This is a genomic window from Acidovorax sp. (assembly GCF_046294525.1).
In the GTDB taxonomy this organism is placed as follows: domain Bacteria; phylum Pseudomonadota; class Gammaproteobacteria; order Burkholderiales; family Burkholderiaceae_C; genus Acidovorax.
This window is the reverse complement of sequence record NZ_JBKBKQ010000026.1, coordinates 41,353-59,694: the sequence shown is the minus strand read 5'-3', so window position 1 is coordinate 59,694 and position 18,342 is coordinate 41,353. Positions and strand designations below refer to the sequence as shown.

17 protein-coding genes are annotated in these 18,342 nt (G+C 66.6%); 4 read left to right on the top strand and 13 right to left on the bottom strand.

Annotated features, from left to right (window positions below; genetic code table 11):
- Window positions 1–179: 179 nt before the first annotated feature.
- On the bottom strand, window positions 180–1,655 hold the full coding sequence (locus ACK4HJ_RS19210) for a benzaldehyde dehydrogenase (RefSeq protein WP_409834539.1): 1,476 nt from the start codon (window positions 1,653–1,655) through the stop codon (window positions 180–182).
- A 279-nt stretch (window positions 1,656–1,934) separates the two neighbouring features.
- Between ACK4HJ_RS19210 and ACK4HJ_RS19205 the strand changes: the two genes are divergently transcribed.
- The 3 genes from ACK4HJ_RS19205 (at window position 1,935) to map (ending at window position 5,055) form a co-directional block, all read left to right on the top strand.
- Window positions 1,935–3,851, top strand: a complete 1,917-nt coding sequence (locus tag ACK4HJ_RS19205) for a sigma 54-interacting transcriptional regulator (protein ID WP_409834537.1) — start codon at window positions 1,935–1,937, stop codon at window positions 3,849–3,851.
- 125 nt (window positions 3,852–3,976) lie between these two features.
- Window positions 3,977–4,255: a ParD-like family protein gene (locus ACK4HJ_RS19200; RefSeq protein WP_409834535.1), complete on the top strand. Its 279-nt coding sequence runs from the start codon at window positions 3,977–3,979 to the stop codon at window positions 4,253–4,255.
- On the top strand, window positions 4,255–5,055 hold the full coding sequence (gene map, locus ACK4HJ_RS19195) for a type I methionyl aminopeptidase (protein WP_409834533.1): 801 nt from the start codon (window positions 4,255–4,257) through the stop codon (window positions 5,053–5,055). Before ACK4HJ_RS19200 ends, map begins: the two co-directional genes overlap by 1 nt.
- Window positions 5,056–5,162: 107 nt before the next feature.
- Here the strand turns inward: map and ACK4HJ_RS19190 are convergent, their stop codons facing one another.
- Genes ACK4HJ_RS19190 through ACK4HJ_RS19165 form a run of 6 tightly spaced genes read right to left on the bottom strand, consistent with a single transcriptional unit; the run spans window position 5,163 to window position 10,588 of the window.
- Window positions 5,163–5,900, bottom strand: a complete 738-nt coding sequence (locus tag ACK4HJ_RS19190) for an SDR family NAD(P)-dependent oxidoreductase (RefSeq protein WP_409834531.1) — start codon at window positions 5,898–5,900, stop codon at window positions 5,163–5,165.
- A gap of 47 nt (window positions 5,901–5,947) precedes the next feature.
- A complete protein-coding gene (locus ACK4HJ_RS19185) occupies window positions 5,948–7,510 on the bottom strand; it encodes a cryptochrome/photolyase family protein (protein ID WP_409834529.1) in 1,563 nt (520 codons plus the stop codon).
- Window positions 7,507–8,823: a DASH family cryptochrome gene (locus ACK4HJ_RS19180; protein ID WP_409834527.1), complete on the bottom strand. Its 1,317-nt coding sequence runs from the start codon at window positions 8,821–8,823 to the stop codon at window positions 7,507–7,509. Before ACK4HJ_RS19180 ends, ACK4HJ_RS19185 begins: the two co-directional genes overlap by 4 nt.
- Entirely contained in the window at window positions 8,820–8,993 is a 174-nt protein-coding gene (locus ACK4HJ_RS19175; RefSeq protein WP_409834525.1) for a DUF2256 domain-containing protein, read from the bottom strand. Before ACK4HJ_RS19175 ends, ACK4HJ_RS19180 begins: the two co-directional genes overlap by 4 nt.
- Window positions 8,994–9,011: 18 nt before the next feature.
- Window positions 9,012–10,013 (bottom strand): NAD(P)/FAD-dependent oxidoreductase, encoded by a 1,002-nt coding sequence (locus ACK4HJ_RS19170; protein WP_409834523.1) that lies wholly within the window; start codon window positions 10,011–10,013, stop codon window positions 9,012–9,014.
- An 8-nt stretch (window positions 10,014–10,021) separates the two neighbouring features.
- Entirely contained in the window at window positions 10,022–10,588 is a 567-nt protein-coding gene (locus ACK4HJ_RS19165; RefSeq protein WP_409834521.1) for a lipocalin family protein, read from the bottom strand.
- 108 nt (window positions 10,589–10,696) lie between these two features.
- On the opposite strand from ACK4HJ_RS19165, the gene ACK4HJ_RS19160 reads away from it, so the two are divergent.
- Window positions 10,697–10,939 (top strand): glutaredoxin domain-containing protein, encoded by a 243-nt coding sequence (locus ACK4HJ_RS19160; protein ID WP_409834519.1) that lies wholly within the window; start codon window positions 10,697–10,699, stop codon window positions 10,937–10,939.
- A gap of 12 nt (window positions 10,940–10,951) precedes the next feature.
- Here ACK4HJ_RS19160 and ACK4HJ_RS19155 read toward each other — a convergent pair whose 3' ends face one another.
- The 6 genes from ACK4HJ_RS19155 to ACK4HJ_RS19130 form a co-directional block, all read right to left on the bottom strand.
- Window positions 10,952–11,419 (bottom strand): DM13 domain-containing protein, encoded by a 468-nt coding sequence (locus ACK4HJ_RS19155; RefSeq protein ID WP_409834517.1) that lies wholly within the window; start codon window positions 11,417–11,419, stop codon window positions 10,952–10,954.
- A gap of 81 nt (window positions 11,420–11,500) precedes the next feature.
- Window positions 11,501–12,367 carry an alpha/beta fold hydrolase gene (locus tag ACK4HJ_RS19150; RefSeq protein WP_409834515.1) on the bottom strand — a complete coding sequence of 289 codons (867 nt, stop codon included), beginning with the start codon at window positions 12,365–12,367 and terminating at the stop codon, window positions 11,501–11,503.
- 46 nt (window positions 12,368–12,413) lie between these two features.
- Window positions 12,414–13,562: an ABC transporter substrate-binding protein gene (locus tag ACK4HJ_RS19145; protein WP_409834513.1), complete on the bottom strand. Its 1,149-nt coding sequence runs from the start codon at window positions 13,560–13,562 to the stop codon at window positions 12,414–12,416.
- A gap of 298 nt (window positions 13,563–13,860) precedes the next feature.
- The gene (locus tag ACK4HJ_RS19140; protein WP_409834512.1) at window positions 13,861–16,014 is read right to left on the bottom strand and encodes a D-(-)-3-hydroxybutyrate oligomer hydrolase; all 2,154 of its coding nucleotides are present in this window, start codon (window positions 16,012–16,014) and stop codon (window positions 13,861–13,863) included.
- Window positions 16,015–16,134: 120 nt separating this feature from the next.
- Complete coding sequence (locus ACK4HJ_RS19135; RefSeq protein ID WP_409834511.1) at window positions 16,135–17,214, bottom strand: branched-chain amino acid ABC transporter permease; 1,080 nt, start codon at window positions 17,212–17,214, stop codon at window positions 16,135–16,137.
- 136 nt (window positions 17,215–17,350) lie between these two features.
- On the bottom strand, window positions 17,351–18,337 hold the full coding sequence (locus ACK4HJ_RS19130) for a branched-chain amino acid ABC transporter permease (RefSeq protein ID WP_409834509.1): 987 nt from the start codon (window positions 18,335–18,337) through the stop codon (window positions 17,351–17,353).
- Window positions 18,338–18,342 lie beyond the last annotated feature (5 nt).

Sequence of the window (18,342 nt, the reverse complement as noted above, 5' to 3'; positions counted from 1 at the left end):
GTGTGTCGGTCGGTTGGGTCTGAAGCAACTGCCGATGCCTGTCGATGTCCCTACATCCCGGCTCCTCGCCCTTTCTTACAGGTTGGTTGATGGGAGCCAAACCATACAAGCCTGTCGAAGCCGGGGCACAACGGCTGCGCGGGGCTTCGCCAGGTTCAGGGTGAACGGTCCGGGGCGGGCTAGAACGGGAACGCGGGCACTGTGTCTTTGACGGTGATCCACTGCCACTGCGTGTACTCGTCAATGTCCGCCGGCCCGCCCACGCTGCTGCCGTTGCCGCCCAGGCCCGGCCCGCCGAAGGGGTTGGTGCATTCGTCGTTCACCGTCTGGTCGTTGATGTGGACCATGCCCGCGCGCAGCCGCTGGCCGATGGCCATGGCGCGGCCCACGCTGGGGCTGATGACGGCGGCGGCCAGGCCGCCCTGGCTGGTGTTGGCCAGTTGCACGGCCTCGTCGTCGGTGCGGAAGGTGACGAGGTTGGCCACGGGGCCGAAGGGCTCTTCGTCAAACGAACGGATGCCGGGCTTGACGCCGGAGAGCACCGTGGGCTGGTAACACAGGCCGTGGAAGGTGCCGCCCGCCTCCAGCTTGGCGCCCTGCTGGATGCTGTCGTGGATCACGCGGTCAAAGCGCTCGAGCTGCTTGGCGTCGATCATCGGCCCCAGGGCCACCTGGCCGCTCGCGCCATCGCCCACCGGCAGGTGCGTGGCCTTGCCTACCAGGCGTTGAAGGATGGCGTCGGCAATCGATTCGTGCACCAGGATGCGGTTGGAGGCCATGCAGATCTGCCCCTGGTGGAACCATGCGCCAAACGCAGCGGCGCTGGCTGCGGCGTCCGGGTCGGCGTCTTCCAGGATGATGAGGTTGTTGGCCCCGCCCAGCTCCAGCGACACCTTCTTGAGGTGCTGGCCCGCCAGCGCGCCAATGCGCCGGCCCACCGTGGGCGAGCCGGTGAAGGCGATCATGGGCACGCGCTCGTCCACCACCAGCGCCTCGCCCGCCTCGGCGTCGCCGGGCACCACCTGCAGCAGGCCCGCGGGCAGGCCCGCCTCTTCAAACACGCGGGCCATGATGAAGCCGCCGCTCACTGGCGTGCGCGTGTCGGGCTTGAGCACCACCGCGTTGCCCAGCGCCAGCGCCGGAGCCACCGAGCGCAGGCCCAGGATGAGCGGGAAGTTGAACGGCGAAATCACGCCCACCACCCCGTGCGGCACGCGCCGCGCAATGGACAGGCGCCCGGGCGTGCTGGGCAGCACCTGGCCCTGGGCCTGCATGGGTAAGGCTGCTGCCAAGTGGCACAGGGTGATGGCTTCGCGCACCTCGTGCTGGCCCTTGGGCACGATGCCGCCCGTCTCCCGCGCAATGGCCAGGGCCAGCTCATCAAAGTGCTGCTCAAAAATGCTGGCCGCACGGTGGAACACGGCCGCACGCTCGCGCGGCGCCGTGGTCGCCCACGCGGCCTGCGCCTGCTGCGCACGACCAATGGCGGCCTGCATGTCGGCCGCACTGGCAATGCCTACGCGGCTGAGCACCTGGCCCGTGGCAGGCTCCACCGCATCACGCGCCGTGCTCAGAGCGGTAGCCCACGCACCATCAAAGGCCTTGCCCGCCCACAGGCGGTTGTCCAGCAGGCCTGGTTTTTCTGAAACACCCATTGCATTGCTCCTTGGTTGAAATCAAAACCCACCGCATGGCTGCAGCGGCGTGCTCTGAAATTGCAACGGGCGTACCAGCCCCGCCTGCCACCAGGCCCCAAACGCCTGAAACACGGGCTTTTTGAGAGGGAACGCTACGGACTTTCCCTAGGCCCAAACACGCCTGGCGTGGGCGACTTTTGGGCACCAAATAGTTACCATTCATAAACAAATGACACTACATAAATTCATCAAATGATCATTTTTTGATGAACTTTTGATTCACCACCGGAGAACCCCATGCCGAAGCGCCGCGTCTCTCTGGCCGACCTGCACCGCACCGCCGTGGGCCAAGGCCAGGCCTTGCTGGGCACCGTGCCTGCCGAAGCCCCCCGCGCCCTGGGCGGGTTTGACACCCATGGCATCAGCCAGCACACCCACCCCACGGTGGCCGACATCAGCGAATGCCTGTTCTTCTCGCCCGGCGACGGGCGCATCTGGCTGCAGGACCAGCGCATGATCCTGCTGCACTCCCAGGCCCTGGGGTCGCTGCGGCGCGAGCTGATCGACAGCATTGGCCTGGACAAGGCACGCGGCCTGCTGACCCGCGCTGGCTATGTGAGCGGCGCGCGCGACGCCCGCCTGGTGCGCCAGCAATGGCCCGACGCAGAACCCACCGCAGCCGCCATGGCGGGCACCCGCCTGCACGCGCTGGAGGGCGTGGTGCAGGTGGAGGTGGTGCATGCCCGCTACAACGCCGAGCTGGGCGAATACGACGGCGAGTTCATCTGGCACAACTCCAGCGAAGACGACGAGCACATCGCCGCCTATGGCGTGGGCGGTTCGCCCGCGTGCTGGATGCAGGTGGGCTATGCCACGGGCTACGTGAGCACGCTGTTCGGCCGCATGGTGGTGTTCCGCGAGGTGGAGTGCCGATCCTCCGGCGCGGCGCACTGCCGCGTGGTGGGCAAGTCCGCCGAGCGCTGGGACGACCCCGAGCAAGACCTGTTCTACCTGAACGCGCAGGACTTTGTGGGCACCCCGCCCGCCGCGCTGGCCGACAAGCTGCTGGGCAAGGCCCGCCGCGCCACCTACCTGGGCGTGCCGCAGCGCACGGCGTCGGATGCATCCCCTGCCCCCGCAAACCACACCACCATGGTCGGTGCCTCATCCGCCTTCAACGCCGCCTGCCACATGCTGCAGCGCGTGGCCCCCACCGCCGCCACCGTGCTGTTTACCGGCGAATCGGGCGTGGGCAAGGAGATGTTTGCCAGCATGCTCCACCGCATCAGCCCCCGCAGCAGCCAGCCCTTTGTGGCCATCAACTGCGCGGCCATCCCCGAGACGCTGGTGGAGAGCGAACTCTTCGGCGTGGAGCGCGGCGCCTACACGGGCGCAGGCACATCGCGCCCCGGCCGGTTTGAGCGCGCCCACGGCGGCACTCTCTTCCTTGACGAAATCGGCACGCTCAGTTTGGTGGCCCAAGGCAAGCTGCTGCGCGCACTGCAGGAAGGCGAGGTAGAGCGCGTGGGCGGCACCCGCACCGTGCGCGTGGACGTGCGCCTGGTGGCCGCCACCAACGTGGACCTGCGCCAGGCCGTGCGCGAAGGCACCTTCCGCGAGGATTTGTTCTACCGCCTCAACGTCTTCCCCATCCACCTGCCCCCGCTGCGCGAGCGGCGCGACGACATCCCGCTGCTGATGAGCCACTTCCTGGCCCACTACCAGCGCAAGCACCAGCGGCAGGTGCCGGGCTTTAGCCAGGCGGCTGTGAAGGCGATGTTTCACTACCCGTTTCCCGGCAACATCCGCGAGCTGCAGAACCTGATTGAGCGGGCAGTGATTTTGGCGACGGATGGGGAGCCGGTTGAGCCGCACCATTTGTTTGCGGGGGGCGAGCAAAGCGGCGGCGGGGTGATGTCGCTGCACCTGCAAGGGAACAGCGGGGGGACGTTGCATGCGCAGGGAGTGGCGGGTGCGGGAGGCGCGGTGCAGGCCCCGCAAGCCGCTGCAGCAGCAAGTGCACGGGCTGGTGTGGCGCTTGCGCCAGCTGCTGCCCCGGTGGTGGCACCGCTGCACCAGGCGGAAGAGCAGATGCTGCGGCAGGCGTTGCAGAGCGCGGGGGGGAATGTGGCGCTGGCGGCGCGGTTGCTGGGGATCAGCCGGGCGACGATGGCGTATCGGTTACGGAAGTTTGCGATTGGAGTGGAACGCTGAGAAATCAAAGCGCGGCGAAGAAATCCCGTTGCAAAGTTCGGCTGGAGGCCCAGAGCCACATGGGCAAACTCAGAATACGCGAAACATATACAATTCAAATACGTTTCGCTTAAAGGCAGCACCCCATGGGCATAGTCAAAATCTCCGACCAGATGCACGAAAACCTGCGTCTGGCCAGCACGGCGCTGAGCCGTTCCATCAACTCCCAGGCCGAGCACTGGATGCGCGTCGGCATGCTGGCCGAGATGTACCCCGACCTGGACCACCGCGAGATTTGCCAGATGCTGGTGCGGGCCGAGCTGGCGGGTGGTCTGGATGTGGCGCTGGCGGCGCGGGGTGAGCTGGACAGCAAGCCTGCTGCAGACGCTGCTCCCACCGCACGCGCCAGAAAGCAGCCGCACTGATGGCCCGCGCGGACCGTGGGGTGCCGATCCGCTCGGCCGAAGAACTGGTGATGGCGCGGCGGGCGGCGCAGCTGGCGGCCGAGGTGCTGGCGATGATCGAACCGCATGTGGTGCCGGGCGTGACCACCGACGCGTTGGACCGCCTGTGCTACGACCACATCGTGAACGTGCAGGGCGCACGGCCTGCCAATGTGGGCTACCTGGGCTATCCCAAGACGGTGCTGACCTCGGTGAACCATGTCGTGTGCCACGGCATCCCCTCGCCCCAGCAGGTGCTGAAAAAGGGCGACATCGTGAACATTGATGTGGCGGTGGAAAAAGACGGCTGGTATGGCGACACCAGCCGCATGTTCTGCGTGGGCACGCCCAGCGTGCTGGCCCAGCGGCTGGTGCGCACCACGTATGAGGCGCTGTGCGCGGGCATCCGCGAAGTCAAGCCCGGCGCCACGCTGGGCGATGTGGGCCACGCCATTGCCACGGTGGCGCAGCGCGAGAACTTCAGCGTGGTGCGAGAGTATTGCGGCCACGGCATTGGCACCGTGTACCACGATGAGCCGCAGGTGCTCCACTACGGGCGGCGCGGCCAGGGGCTGCGGCTGGAAGCGGGGATGGTCTTCACCATCGAGCCCATGCTGAACGCAGGCCAGCGCGAAACGAAGGAGCTGGCCGATGGCTGGACGGTGGTGACCAAGGACCGGTCGCTCTCGGCCCAGTGGGAGCACATGGTGGCGGTGACGGACAGCGGCTTTGAGGTGCTGACAGCGTGGCCGGGGGGCACGGGGGCGTATGAGGCGGTGTGAGCGGCCTTTGAGCTACAAAATTCAGATGAAATAGGCCGCTACCGCACGACTGTATTGGGCCTTCGGTATCAAAACCATAGCAAACCGCCTTGCACGCACCGGGGCGGCTACCAGGGCAGCTTGTCGCCGCTGTACGCGTAAAAGCCCCCCGTTTCCTCCACCGGCAGCCCGTCAAGCACCCGCAGCATGTCGCCCGCCGCATCCGCCGCCGGGCGGCCGATTTCTGCGCCATTGAACGGGGCCGACAACGCCGAGTTGACGGTGCCCGGGTGCAGCGCCACCAGCACGGCCTGCGGGTGGGTGCGGGCCACTTCGATGGATGCCGTTTTGACCAGCATGTTGAGCGCGGCCTTGCTGGCGCGGTAGCTGTACCAGCCGCCCAGGCGGTTGTCGTCAATGCTGCCCACCTTGGCCGAGAGCACAGCCAGCAGGCCGCGCCCCTGCTTGGGCAGCAGCGGTGCAAAGTGGGCCAGCACGAGAGCGGGGCCGAAGGTGTTGGTGCGGAAGGTGGCTTCCATCTGCGCGTAGTTCAACTGGCCCAGGCGCTTTTCGGGCATGCCGTGGGGGCCGTGCAGCAGGCCTGCGGCGTGAATGATGCAGTGCCACGGGCCCTGGGCCTTGAGCTGGTGGGCGGCGGCGGCAATGGTGGCTTCGTCATCCAAATCCACCGCCGGTTGGGTGTGGCGGCCCAGCCCCACAGCCAAGGCGCAGCGCGGGTCGGACTGCAGGTGTGCGAGGAAGGCGCTGCCGATGGCGCCGGTCGCACCGATGACGAGGGCGCGGTAGCCATCAGGCAGCGACTGCAAACATGTGAACGGCGTTGCGGTCGGCTTAGCTTGAGACATGGCTTGGCTCTGCGGTGAAGGTGTCGTTGGGTAGTTCGGCAAGCGGGCTACAGCGCATCGAGCCGCGTGCGCAAGCTGGCCGCATGCTCACGCAACGCATCGAGCTGCGGGCCCTGCATCTTCTGCAACTGGCGGTACACCATGCCGAGGCGGAAGTTGTTGCCCAGCGTGCCTTCGTTGCGCGCAAAAAAGTCCCAATACAGCGCGTTGTACGGGCACGCGCGCTCACCCACTTTTTGTTTTTTGTCGTAGTGGCAGCCGCTGCAGTAGTCGCTCATGCGGTCGATGTAGGCGGCACTGCTTACGTAGGGTTTGGTAGCCAGCAGGCCGCCGTCGGCAAACTGGCTCATGCCCACGGTGTTGGGCACTTCCACCCATTCAAAGGCGTCGATGTACACGCCCAAATACCAGCGATGCACAGCGGCAGGGTCAAGCCCCGCCAGCAGCGCAAAGTTGCCGATGACCATGAGGCGCTGGATGTGGTGGGCGTATGCAAACTCCAGCGACTGGCCCACGGCGTGGTGCATGCAGCGCATGCGGGTCTTGCCCGTCCAGAACCAATCTGGCAGGGGTGTGCTGTGGCCCAGGGCGTTGCGCTCGTCGTAGCCGGGCATGTGGGCCCAGTAGATGCCGCGCACGTATTCGCGCCAACCCAATATCTGACGGATAAAGCCCTCCACCGCTGGCAGGGGCGCGGCGCCCGCGTGGTAGGCGGCCTGGGCGCGTTGCACCACCTCGTGCGGGCGCAGCATTTTGGTGTTGAGCGCGAAGGACAGCAGGGAGTGGAAGAGCCTGCTGCTGCGCGTGCTCATCGCGTCTTCATACGCGCCAAAGTGCGGCAGCGTGGTGGTGATGAAGTGATCCAGCCACGCCAGCGCCTCGGCCCGGTTCAGCGGCCAGCGCAGTGCATGGGCCTGCGGGTTGCCAAAGCTCTGCACACCTGCGGCTTGGATGGTGGCCCACAGGGCGCTGTGGTCGTGCGTGGGGCGGGCGTCGGGCGGCAATGCAGGCGTTCCGGGCCAGGGCTTGCGGTTGTCGTGGTCGTAGTTCCATTGGCCACCTGCGGGCTCGCCAGCTTCGTCAATCAACACGCTGTGGCGCTGGCGCATGCGGCGGTAGAAATGCTCCATGAGCCACTGCTTGCGGCCTTGGAACACCTCGGCCATTTCGGTGCGGGTGGTGTAGAAGTGCTCGCTGCTGACGGCCTGCACGGCAAAGGGCTGCGGGCTGGAGCGCTGCGCAGTACCCCAGGTGCGCAGTTGCTCGTCCAGCCGCCATTCGTCGGGGTACTGGTATTGCAGCGTGTGCGCGCCGTAGTGGGCCACGAGGGCGGCCAGATTGGCGGGGATCGACTGGCGGTTGCTGGCGTCATCCATCGCCACGTAGCGCACGCGGTGCCCTGCCTCGCGCAGGTGGCGGGCCAAGTCGCGCATGGCAGCAAAGATGGCGAGGATTTTTTGCGCGTGGTGCAGCACATAGTCGGTCTCTTGCCGCACTTCCATCAGCACATAGACCACGCCTTCGTCCTGCGTGGCAAACCACGAATGCCCGGGGTTGAGCTGGTCACCCAGCAGCAGGCGCAACGTGTGGGTGCGCGGCGGCGTGGTCATGCCGTGCCCCACAGGCGGCGGTAGCTGCCATCGGCATCGTGGTCTTGCGCCTGCTTGATGGGGTTGAAGCGGCGCCCCCCGCGCGGGTCGGTGCCACGCCCGGCGATGTAGAGCCAGTTGGCCTGGTTGCTGTACACGTCGTAGTCCACCAGTTGCGATTCAAACCACGCTGCTCCTGCGCGCCAGTCGCTGTGCAGGTCGTAAAGAAGATAGCTGGCTACGACCTGGCGCAGGCGGTTGCTGAGATACCCGGTGGCGGCCAGCTCGCGCATGGCGGCATCGACCAGCGGCTGGCCGGTCTCGCCCCGGCACCAGCGCTCAAAGCCGCGCGGGTTGTGTGGGGCGGGCGGCAGTTCTGACAGCCCACGCGCCCGGTACAACGCCGCGCCGTATTGCAGGTGCAGCAGCCGAAAGTAGTCGCGCCACAGCAGCTCAAACCACAGCCAGTAGCTGCCATCGTTGGCACCGTGGTCGCGCTCAAAGGTTTTTAGATCGGCATAGATCTGGCGCGGCGAGAGTGCCCCCGTGGCCAGCCAGGGCGAGAACTTGCTGGAGTAATGAAGCCCCGTGAGCCCGTTGCGCGTGGCCTTGTAGCTGTGGGGCAGCTTGCGGGCAAGGTACTGCGCCAGGTGGGCCAGCGCGGCCGCCTCGCAGCCATCGCAAGCAGGCGTTCCGTAGGGGAAGGACGATCGGGCATCGGTGCCCTGGGGCGGTGTGGGTTGCTGGATGCTGGCAGCGCCCTGCTCTGCCCCCACGGCTTGCAGCACTGGCGCAGGCACTTGGGGCGGCGGCAGCAGCCGGGCGGGTGCTGGCAGTGGTGCAGCGGGGGTGATGCCTGCACGCTCGACCTTCTGGCGGAAGCTGGTAAACACACCGGGCAGGTCAGAGGCAGGCCAGGGCATGTCGGCCGGGTGCAGCAGGCTGCTGTGCCATACGGTACGCACTTGCAGGCCTGCCGCGCGCAGGGCGGCGACCTCGGCCTGTTCGTAGGGGGCGGCCATGTCTTCGCACACCACGGTGGTGGCACCCAAGGCCTGGGCCAAGTGCGGCAGGGCGGTAGTGGGCGGGGCTTGGCAGATGAGCAGCGGGTTGCCCAATGCACGCGTCTGCTGATGCAGACCGCGCAGTGCTGCGGCGGTGAAAGCGCGGCGGTGTGCGCCCACACGGGCAAAGCCCCAGGGGGTGGTCTCATCAGGCACAGGCAGGCACACCACGGGCAGCAGGTGGGTGGCACCGCTGGTGAGCGCTGCGCGCAGCGCGGGCTGATCATGCAGGCGCAGGTCGTTACGAAACCAGAACAGCACCGTGCTCATGTGGCGCCCTCCCCCGCGCCCTTGCCGGTGCGTTTGCGTTCGCTGCGGCAGCGGTCCGAGCAGTACTTCACCTCGTCCCACACCTTCTCCCACTTCTTGCGCCAGGTGAAGGGCAGGCCGCATTGCAAGCACTGCTTTTGCGGAAAGTCTGATTTCTTGCGCATGCGCATGGCGGACTTGCGGGTGGGTTACGCAGGCAGCAACACCTGCTGCGCCAGCGCACGCCCGCTGAGCCACGCGCCCTCGACCTTGCCGCCGTGCAACCAGTCGCCACACAGGCCCAGGCGCATTTGCGCATCCCACCAGCTGCCCTGCGTGAGCGCGGGTTCGGTGTCGGCATAGCGCCAGCGGTGGGCAGTGGCAGCAACGGGTGCAGGGCCCCCGAGGGCTGCAAAGGCGGCAAGCAGTGCGGACGTGACGGCCTCGGCACTGTCTTCGATGTGGGCTTCGCTCCATTCAGGGCTGGCGTGCAGCAGCCAGGTTTCTTTCCCCGTGCGGCCGGGTTTGCTGCTGTCGCGCGCCACCCAGCGCAGGGGGCCGGTGTTGATGAACGCACCCTCCCACGGCAGGGCCACCGGGCTTGCGTAGCGCAGCATCAACGCCCAGCTGCCACGCATGCGTGCGCTGGCAGCGATGGCGGCGCCTGCGGGGGACACGGGGGCCAGCAAGGGTACGGCCTGCGGGGCGGGCACGGCCAACAGCACGGCGCTGTATCGCGGGCTGTGCAGGCCATGTTCTGCCGAGGTGATGGTCCACCCGCCTCCGGTGTTGTCCAGCCGCTGCACGGTGGTTTGCCACTGCGCCAGCGCAGTCGCGCCCAGGTGCTGCACCAGCCAGGCGGCGGGCGACGTCATGCGCGGTGTGCCCACAAACCGCTCCAGCGGGGTGGCCGGGGTGGTCCAGGCGTTGCCGTCAAAGCTGGCCAGCCGGGCATTCCACAACGCAGCCACACCGGCCTGCTGCCAGCGGGCCACCTCGGCGCGGAAGGCAGGGTCGCGGGCGATGAAATATTGAGCGCCATGGTCGCACTGCCAGGGGCCGTTGTCGTCCTCAGCGCGGCGGGTGCTCATGCGGCCCGAGGGGCCGCGGCTTTTGTCGAATACATGCACCGTGTGGCCCGCCTGCAGCAGCGCCTGCGCGCACGACAAGCCCGCCAAGCCTGCGCCAACGACGGCGATGATTTTTGGCATAGCAAGACTCATGGTTGTGGGTCAGTGCGTTCGTGGGTCACCCAGATCAGAGCCTGGGTGTCGATGCCCAGCGCCTGTGCGCGGGCAATGAGTTGTTCGCGCAAGCCAGGGGGCAGTTGCTTGGTGCGCGACAGGATCCAGCAGTAACTGCGGTCCGGCCCCACCACCAGGGCCCACTGGTAGTCGGCATCCAGCGCGGCCACGTGGTAGCCGCCATAGAACGGGCCAAAGAACGACACCTTGAGCGAGGCCGTGTTGGCATCGCCCGTGAACAGGGCCTTGCCCTCGGCCTGGCGCCAGTCGTTCTTGCCGGTGTCAAAGCCCCGGTTGAGCACGCGCACGCTGCCATCGGCCTGGCGTTGGTAGGTGGCGCTTACGTCTGTCATGCCGCGTTCGAACGAATGGTCGAGCCGGGCAAGTTCGTACCAGCGGCCCTCGTAGCGGGCCAGGTCGAACGGGGTGACGGGGGTAATGCCCTCGGGCGGCTGGGTGGACGAGCACCCGCCGAGCGCAAGTACCACTGCGGCAAGACCGAGCCATGCGAGGCGGCGGATGGAATATGAGAAAAAGGGCATAAATTACCAATTGGTCACAAACAAACCAATCGGTAATTTACCACCACAAGCCTCGTGGCGGTGAAACGCGCTCCACCCGATTGGGTAGCGCGCCCGTAAACTTCGCCCATGACTTACCAAATCACCGTTTACTCCAAATCGGCCTGCCCCCAATGCGATTCGGCCAAGAAGCTGCTGCAGTCGCGTTCGCTGCCGTTTGAGGAAATCAAGATCGACGACGAAGCCGAGCGCCTGGCGTTTTATGCCAAGTGCGGGCCTTCAGTGCGGCAGATGCCGCAAATCTTCATCAACAACCAGCGCGTGGGCGGGCTGGCGGGGTTGCAGGCGGCGCTGGCGCAGATGGGCCAATAGCGCCCCCCTGGCCTACTGGTATTTCGCAGCGGTGATGAATTCGCTGAAGGTTTCGCACCAGACAATCACCGCGTTGAACTTAGCAGGGTCCACACCCGGCGGCAGCGGGACGATGAAGTTGTTGAACGTCTTCACATCGCCCACGCGCAGCATCTGGGACTTGAGGCGTTTGAAGTCGGCCTCGGTCTCCACAAACTCGGGCGACAGGTAGAGCTTGTAGTCAGGCCCCGGGGCCAGCTTGCCCACCAGACTGATGGCTTGGGGGCTGATGGAAACCTGGCCCTCACCCCAGTGCAGGGCGTCGCTGTCTTTCAGGTCGCGGCGGAAGGTGGCGGTCCATTGCGCGGACGCCACGCTTGAATCAATCTGCTGCTGTGTCGGCGCGTCGGGCGCAATCAGAATCGGCAACACATACACACCCAGCGCAAAGCCGAGGCCCAAGGTGATCAGGTGGGAGGCGACGAGCAGCAGAGGTTTCATGGCAGCGGGTTCAGCAAAACGGAACCCAATGTACAGCGCAGCGCCCGCGCCTTCAACGCTGCGCAGATCCCCCTTGTCCGTTCAGGATGCGCGGGCCAGGAAGCCGTCCACCAGCGCGTAATGCTCCGGCACATTCAGCGCTGGCGCATGGCCGCAGCCGGGAACCTCCACCACCCGAGCCAGCCCGCGTGCGCCAGGGCCCCGGGTCAGCATCTCGGCCGTGGTCTCGCGCAGCACCAGGTCCGACTCTTCGCCACGCAGGCACAGCACGGGGATTTCGAGCGCGTCGTAATGGTCCCAGATCAGGTAGTCGTTGGCGTGGTGGGTGAACTGCTGCACCATGGCCGGGTCGTAGTGCGGCGTCACGCGGCCGTCTGGCAGGCGGCGGGTGCTGCTTTCGGTCAGCAGGCGCCACTGCGCATCGCTGAGCCAGCCGTAGGGCGTATAGACCTGCCGGAAAAACGCCTCCAGCTCCCGCACGGTGTCGAACGCGGGCGGGTGGCCGGCATAGGCCTTGATGCGCTCCAGCGCCGCATCAGCCAGGCGCGGGGCGTTGTCATTGAGCAGCAGGCTCTGGATGCGGCCTTTGAGCTGCGGCTGGAACAATCCAGACGCACACACGGTGCCGATGGCGCCCCCCATCGAGGTGCCCACCCAGTGCGCTTTTTGGATGCCCAGATGGTCCAGTAGATCGGCAGCGATGCGCGCGTAGAACGACAGGCGGTATTCGTCCTGCGGCGCACGCGCCCACTGGCTGAGGCCACGGCCAATGGTGTCGGGGCAGATCACGCGGTAGCGTGAGGCCAGGTGTGCGGCCAGCGGGTCCATGTCGCGCCCAGTGCGCGCCAGGCCGTGCCATGCAATCACCACCGGGGCATCCTGCGCACCCCATTCCATGTAATGGATTTCATAGCCAGCGCAGGTGGCGTAGCGCGAGGTGGGGGACATGATGGCGACCTTGTGGAACAGATAAAAAATGAATGGGGCCAGCGGCTCACTTCATGAGGCGGCCATTGCTGCCAATGACAGTGACCTCGACATACCGCGAGCCAATGCGGTTGGTGGGCGAATAGCCCAGCGTGATGCCGCCGAGGTCGTAGCTCTGCAGCGATTCGAGCGCCTTGACGACCTTGGCGCGCGTAGGCGCGGGGCCAGCGCGGCGCAGGGCCTCGACCAGCACCTTGGCGCCCAGAAACTGCTCGAAGCTGGTGTAGTTGACCTCGGCCTCGGGCGCGTACTTTTTGAGCAGCGTCTGGTACTCGCGCACCACGGGTAGTTGCGGCCGATAGGGGTATGGCACCACCTGGCTGATGCCCAGGCCGTGCGCGTTTTTGAGGCCCGCGAGTTTGACCAGCTCGGTCGGGTCCACGACCGAGATGTTGTACAGCTGCGCGCCGCCGCCCTGCTCGCGATAGCGCTGGATGAAGGCCGCGGCAGGCTTGTTCACAGCGATCATGATGACTGCGTGCACGTCGGCGGCCTTGATGGCCTTGACGGCCTCATCCACCTTGTCGGTATTGCGTTCGTAGCCCGCAGACACCACGAGCTTGAGGTTGCGCTTGGCCAAGGCAGCCTCGACCCCCGCCAGGCCCGCCTTGCCAAAACCATCATCCTGGTACATCACGGCCACGCGGTTCATGCCCAGCGTGGTGAGCTGCTGCACCATGTGCTCGGCTTCGTCGGCATAGCCTGCGCGGACGTGAAAGATCCAGGGGTTGAACGGGTTGCGCAGCGATTCACCGCCCGTATACGGCGCCACCAGCGCCGCGCCGCCCTGCTCCAGCACGCCGTCGGACAGCAGCTGCGTGATGTTGGCGGTGCCTGCAAAGCCGTACAACGCCACCACCTCAGGTTTGGCCAGCAGTTCGCGTGTGCGGGTCACGGTGTCGGCAACCTTGTAGCCGTCATCGGCCACCGCGTGGCGGATGGTGGCGCCGTGCACACCACCCTGGGCGTTCACCCAGTCGAAGTAAATCTTGCCGCCCAGCACCATCTGCGCGCCGGTGCTGGCCAGCACGCCCGACAGCGGGGCCACCTGCCCCACCACGATTTCTGCCGCGTGCAGTACGGGCGCTACGGCGCCCGCCCCTGCCACGGCCAGCGTTGCCGCCATGCGGCGGGTCCATGTCTTGAGGTTGTTCATGTCCGATGGGTCCCTGGTGGATGTGGCTTGCGGCCGCACGCCGGCACAGGCAACCCGCAGCCAGGGCACCGGGCCCTGGCGTGCGCGTCTGCGCGGGTGCGGCAAAGACGTTTTCTGTCGTGCAAAGCTCCTGGGGTCAGAAGGTGTGAATGACTCCGGCGAGCCCGAGCAGGCCGCCAAAACGCGCCCGATCTAGGCACAAAGCGCAGCCATAGCGCGGGCTATGGCGAGCATTTGTAACGACGAGCGGGTGCGTTTTGGCGGGATGAGCGGGCATGGCGGGTTCGTTCACAACTTCTCAGTCGGGGATGGCGATGGCGCCCGCCGTGATGGCGATGGCGTTGGCTGCTGCGGGCGTGGTGGCCAGGGGCGGCACGTTAGTGGCCGTGATCGCCGGGGCGCTGCCCGGCGTGCCGCCGCGCGGCACCGTGCGAACCACCTGGCTGGCCGGCAGCGCCTTGCCGCTGGCGAGGTGGTCGTACACGGCGTCCAGCGCGTGGTTCAGGTACACGTGCAGCGGCACATAGCGTGTGTCGTAGCCAGGCAGCACGGTGGGCAGGCCGATGAAGCTGTCGAAGTGCTGGGCGTTGGTCACTTCCACATAGCTGAGCTTGCTGGAAGTCCCTTCCACCCGCTTGTTCAGTGCGGCATAGGGACGCGAGGTGTGGCTCACGGGCAGCAGCGCGTCTGCACGGCCGTGCACGATGATGGCGGGCTTGCCGCGCAGGTTGCCGCTGCGGCGCGTTTCGTCCACGCCGGCCTGCAGCTTCTTGGCTGCGGCGTCGGTGCCGGTGACCAGGTTGCGCAGGCACACGGCGCCCGCGGTGTTCCAGTCGGCCACGCCCGCGGCGGTGAATGACAGGAAGTCGCGCGCCGGCCCCGCCACGCTGTTGTTGTTGACCAAGTTGATGCCGCCCGACGGGGGCACGCCATTGCCCGTGGCAAACATGCCCGCCAGCGCAGCCGGGGCCAGTGGCATGACCGCGCCAGCCGCCGTGGTGGCCGCGTAGCTGAAGCCGCAGAGGTTGTCCTTCACACTGCTGCGCGACAGGCTGTTGGCAAAGGTGACGGACACGGCGGGAGCGACTTCAAACGCTGCCAGCGACGCGTGCAGGTCGTTCGACTCGGGCTCCCAGCCGTAGGCGCGCAGTTTTTGCAGGGCCTCTTCAGCCTGTGTGGCGGTGGTGGAGGCCGTCAGCAAACCGGCTGTTTTAAGCGCCGCGCAGCGGTTGGGTGCAATGGGCAGTGCCGGGCTGGCAAAGCCTGCAGCAAAAGCGGCAGCGTAGGGACTGGTGCTGACAGACGGCGCCAGCGACGCGCAGGCCTGGAACAGGTTGGCGTAGGTGGTGAAGTCCACCAGCGTCTTGCCAGTGACGGCCACCTCGGCCCCGCCACGGCGCACGGTAACGCCAGGGTTGGCGGGCATCTCGATGGCGGGTTCGGAGACTGCCACGCCGCTGATCAGGCCTTGCGTGTCCTGCTCGGCCGCCGCAATGGCCGCGCCGCCGCCGTTGGAGATGCTGGAGGCAATGACGATGGTGTTGGCCGGGGTCAGCGTCTTCAGGCGCTGGCCTGCGGCATTGGTGTCGCCATAGCGCTGGTTGAGCACGTAGTAGCCAAACTCCACCGCCTGCAAGGTGGTGGCACCCCAGTCCTTCTCGGCGTTCTGGCCCGAATGCGCGTGCTTGAAGGCAAAGCGGTTGGGCGTGGCGGTGTTGAAGGCGGCCAGCTCCGTGGCCGTCAGGCCGGCGTTGAACGCCGCATTCTTCCCCGCAGCCGCTGCGGTGGCGCGTGTGCCGTCCATGAGCGCCACGGTGTCGTTCTGCAGGTCGTGCGGGGCACCGCCCGTGCCTTTGTCTGAATAGGCTACCGCGCAGCCCTTCTTCAGGCCCCACTCGCCGGTGGAGATGCCGCCATACACCCCGCGAGAGCCCGATGCCGTGGCGGTGATCATGCAGGCCTTCTTGGGGTCGAAGCTGGCGGGCACCTGAACCATCAGCGTGACGTTTTCGCGGCCCGTGCCGTCGTCTGCAAACGCGATGTATTCGGTGCCGGCCACCTTGCCCTCAACCGTGGTGACCTTGCCCTGCGCGTCCACGTTGGGACCGTAGAGGGTGCCGTAGCCGCCCGCGGCCGTCATGTCGAGCATGGCGCGGTAATTGGTGTGGATGGCCGTGCGGCGCAGCTCGGCCGCCGTGGGCTTGAGCGGGTCGGCATAGGCCGGCGGCGCGGCAGCAGCCAGGCCCGATGCGCCCAGGCCCGCGGTCAGCAAGTCGTTGCTGTTGCCGTCGTAGCTGGTTTCACTGATGGCGCCCAGGTAGCCGGGCTTGGTGTTGAGCGCGGCACTGCCGCCGCTGTCGCCCCCCCCGCCGCAGGCGGCCAGCACGGCGGCCGCGATGGCGGTAGCAGGGATGAAGGGACGAAAACACGGGTTCTTCTTGCGCATGGTCATGGCTTGTCTCCTGGAGTTTTTCTTTGGCTCTTGGGGTTGCACAGCACAGCTCGTCTCAACTCAACTGATCAGCTCAACAACACGCCACCGCCCGCCGGGGGGCGGCGGCGCGGCGGCCTCTCACCCACCCGATTTGCGCGCGGCTGCTGCGCGCAAACGCCCCACCACACCCGTGGGGAAGTAGTACACCGACAGAACAAACAGCACGCCCAGCCACAGCAGCCAGCGGTCGGGCGAGAGCAAGGCGGAGAGCCACGGCAGGCTGGAGGCCGCCGCGTCGCTGCCCACGCGCAGCAGGTCTTGCAGGTAGCTTTGCGCCACCAGGAACAGCACGGCGCCAATGGCCGAGCCATAAATCGTGCCCATGCCGCCGATGACCACGATGAGCAGGCAGTCCATCATGATTTCGAAGCTGAGCGACGTGTCCGGCCCGTTGTAGCGCAGCCAAAGCGCCAGCATGGCGCCCGCCAAAGTGGCAAACAGCGCCGACAGCACGCTGGACGTGGTGCGGTACACCACCACGCGGTAGCCAATGGCCTCGGCACGGAACTCGTTCTCGCGGATCGCCTGCAGCACGCGGCCGAAGGGTGAGTTGACGATGCGCAGCATCGCCAGCACCAGCACCACGGCGACGGCGAAGAGCAGGTAGTAGGTCAGCAGGCGCCCATCCAGCATGACACCCAGGAAGGGTTCCTCGGCAAACTCGAAGCTGGGCGACAGCACCGAGGGCACCTTGAAAGTCAGGCCGTCTTCGCCGCCGGTGATGTCCGACAGCTGCGAAGCCAGCGTCTGGAACGCGGCGGCCACGGCCAGCGTGATCATGGCGAAGAAGATGGCCCGCACACGCAGCGAGAACAGGCCCACCGCCAGCGAAAGCAGCAGCGACAGGAGCAACGCCCCGCCCAGCCCCACACCCAGCGCCGTCCATGTCGGCCCCAGGCGCGTGGTGGCCACGGCGATGCCATAGGCGCCGATGCCAAAGAACATGGTGTGCGCAAAGCTCACGATGCCGGTGTAGCCCAGCAGCAGGTCAAAGCTGGCGACCAGCACCACAAAGATCAGCACCTTGGCCGCCACGGACAGCGCCTTGACGCCGGGGAATAGGAACGGCGCAAACGCCAGGCCGAGGAAGATGGCGATCAGGATCACCGCCAGCACCTTGCTGCGCGGGAAGTCGCCGGAGAGAAGTCTGTGAATCATGTCAACCTTTTCGCAATTTCTTCGCTGCGCTCGCACCCGCACGCACCCAGCCAGCGGCCGTCGTGAAAGGGCCGCCCGGCCGCACGGGCGGCGTCCCCCTTCGAGGGGGAAGGCGCGAAGCGACTCAGGGGGTGTTTCATCTGTTCGCGACCGGATAGACGCCTTGAGGACGCCACAGCAGAATGGCCACCATCAGCGCGATGTTGGAGAACAGCGCCACCTTGGGTGCGAGGAAGCCGGTGTAGTTGGCCATCAGCCCCACCAGCAGCGCGCCGATGAGCGCGCCGCCTGTGCTGCCCAGGCCGCCGATGATGATCACTATGAAGATCAGCACATTGACCTGCGCGCCCATTTGCGGAATCACGTTCTGCTGGTACAGGCCCCACATCACGCCGCCCAGGCCCGCCAGGGCCGAGCCCACCACGAACACGCCCACAAACAGGCGGCGGATACGGTAGCCCAGGCTTTCAACCATCTCGCGGTCTTGCACGCCGGCGCGGATGAGCAGGCCGACCTTGGTGCGCGACAGCGTCCAGGCCAGCACGCCGAAGACGACGAGGCCCACGACAACCGCGATGAGGCGGTACTTTTCGATGGCGGCGTCACCCACGAGCAACGAGCCTCGCATGGCTTCGGGCAGCGGCAGCGGAATCTGCGCCGGGCCCCAGATGACCTTGATGAGTTCTTCACCAATGATCATGCCGCCCATGGTGATGAGGATCTGCTTCAAATGCTGGCCGTACACGGGCCGCACGATGAAGCGCTCGAACGCGAGGCCCACGGCGCCCGCCACCGCCATGGCGACCAGCATGGCGGGCAGCACGGCCAGCAGGTTGCGCCACAGCTCGGCGCTTTGGGTGTAGTCGCCCATGGCACCCAGCACGCTGGTCGCCACAAAGGCGCCCAGTGCAATGAACACGCCGTGACCGAAGTTGAGCACGTCCATCAGCCCGAAGACCAGCGTGAGGCCCGAGGCGATGATGAAGATGATCATGCCCATGGCCAGCCCCGCCACCGTGAGCGTGAGCCAGGTGCTCGGCGAGCCGATGAAGGGCAGCACCAGCAGCGCGAGCGCCGGCACCAGGGCCAATGGCTTCCAGTCGAAATCACGCACGGCGGTCATGCTGC

Coding starts and splice junctions, on each gene's coding strand:
- ACK4HJ_RS19170 (WP_409834523.1), bottom strand. CDS start 10,013: ATGCCAAAAATCATCGCCGTCGTTGGCGCAGGCTTGGCGGGCTTGTCG.
- ACK4HJ_RS19205 (WP_409834537.1), top strand. CDS start 1,935: ATGCCGAAGCGCCGCGTCTCTCTGGCCGACCTGCACCGCACCGCCGTG.
- ACK4HJ_RS19130 (WP_409834509.1), bottom strand. CDS start 18,337: ATGACCGCCGTGCGTGATTTCGACTGGAAGCCATTGGCCCTGGTGCCG.
- ACK4HJ_RS19210 (WP_409834539.1), bottom strand. CDS start 1,655: ATGGGTGTTTCAGAAAAACCAGGCCTGCTGGACAACCGCCTGTGGGCG.
- map (WP_409834533.1), top strand. CDS start 4,255: ATGGCCCGCGCGGACCGTGGGGTGCCGATCCGCTCGGCCGAAGAACTG.
- ACK4HJ_RS19175 (WP_409834525.1), bottom strand. CDS start 8,993: ATGCGCATGCGCAAGAAATCAGACTTTCCGCAAAAGCAGTGCTTGCAA.
- ACK4HJ_RS19185 (WP_409834529.1), bottom strand. CDS start 7,510: ATGACCACGCCGCCGCGCACCCACACGTTGCGCCTGCTGCTGGGTGAC.
- ACK4HJ_RS19165 (WP_409834521.1), bottom strand. CDS start 10,588: ATGCCCTTTTTCTCATATTCCATCCGCCGCCTCGCATGGCTCGGTCTT.
- ACK4HJ_RS19145 (WP_409834513.1), bottom strand. CDS start 13,562: ATGAACAACCTCAAGACATGGACCCGCCGCATGGCGGCAACGCTGGCC.
- ACK4HJ_RS19190 (WP_409834531.1), bottom strand. CDS start 5,900: ATGTCTCAAGCTAAGCCGACCGCAACGCCGTTCACATGTTTGCAGTCG.
- ACK4HJ_RS19135 (WP_409834511.1), bottom strand. CDS start 17,214: ATGATTCACAGACTTCTCTCCGGCGACTTCCCGCGCAGCAAGGTGCTG.
- ACK4HJ_RS19140 (WP_409834512.1), bottom strand. CDS start 16,014: ATGACCATGCGCAAGAAGAACCCGTGTTTTCGTCCCTTCATCCCTGCT.
- ACK4HJ_RS19160 (WP_409834519.1), top strand. CDS start 10,697: ATGACTTACCAAATCACCGTTTACTCCAAATCGGCCTGCCCCCAATGC.
- ACK4HJ_RS19155 (WP_409834517.1), bottom strand. CDS start 11,419: ATGAAACCTCTGCTGCTCGTCGCCTCCCACCTGATCACCTTGGGCCTC.
- ACK4HJ_RS19180 (WP_409834527.1), bottom strand. CDS start 8,823: ATGAGCACGGTGCTGTTCTGGTTTCGTAACGACCTGCGCCTGCATGAT.
- ACK4HJ_RS19200 (WP_409834535.1), top strand. CDS start 3,977: ATGGGCATAGTCAAAATCTCCGACCAGATGCACGAAAACCTGCGTCTG.
- ACK4HJ_RS19150 (WP_409834515.1), bottom strand. CDS start 12,367: ATGTCCCCCACCTCGCGCTACGCCACCTGCGCTGGCTATGAAATCCAT.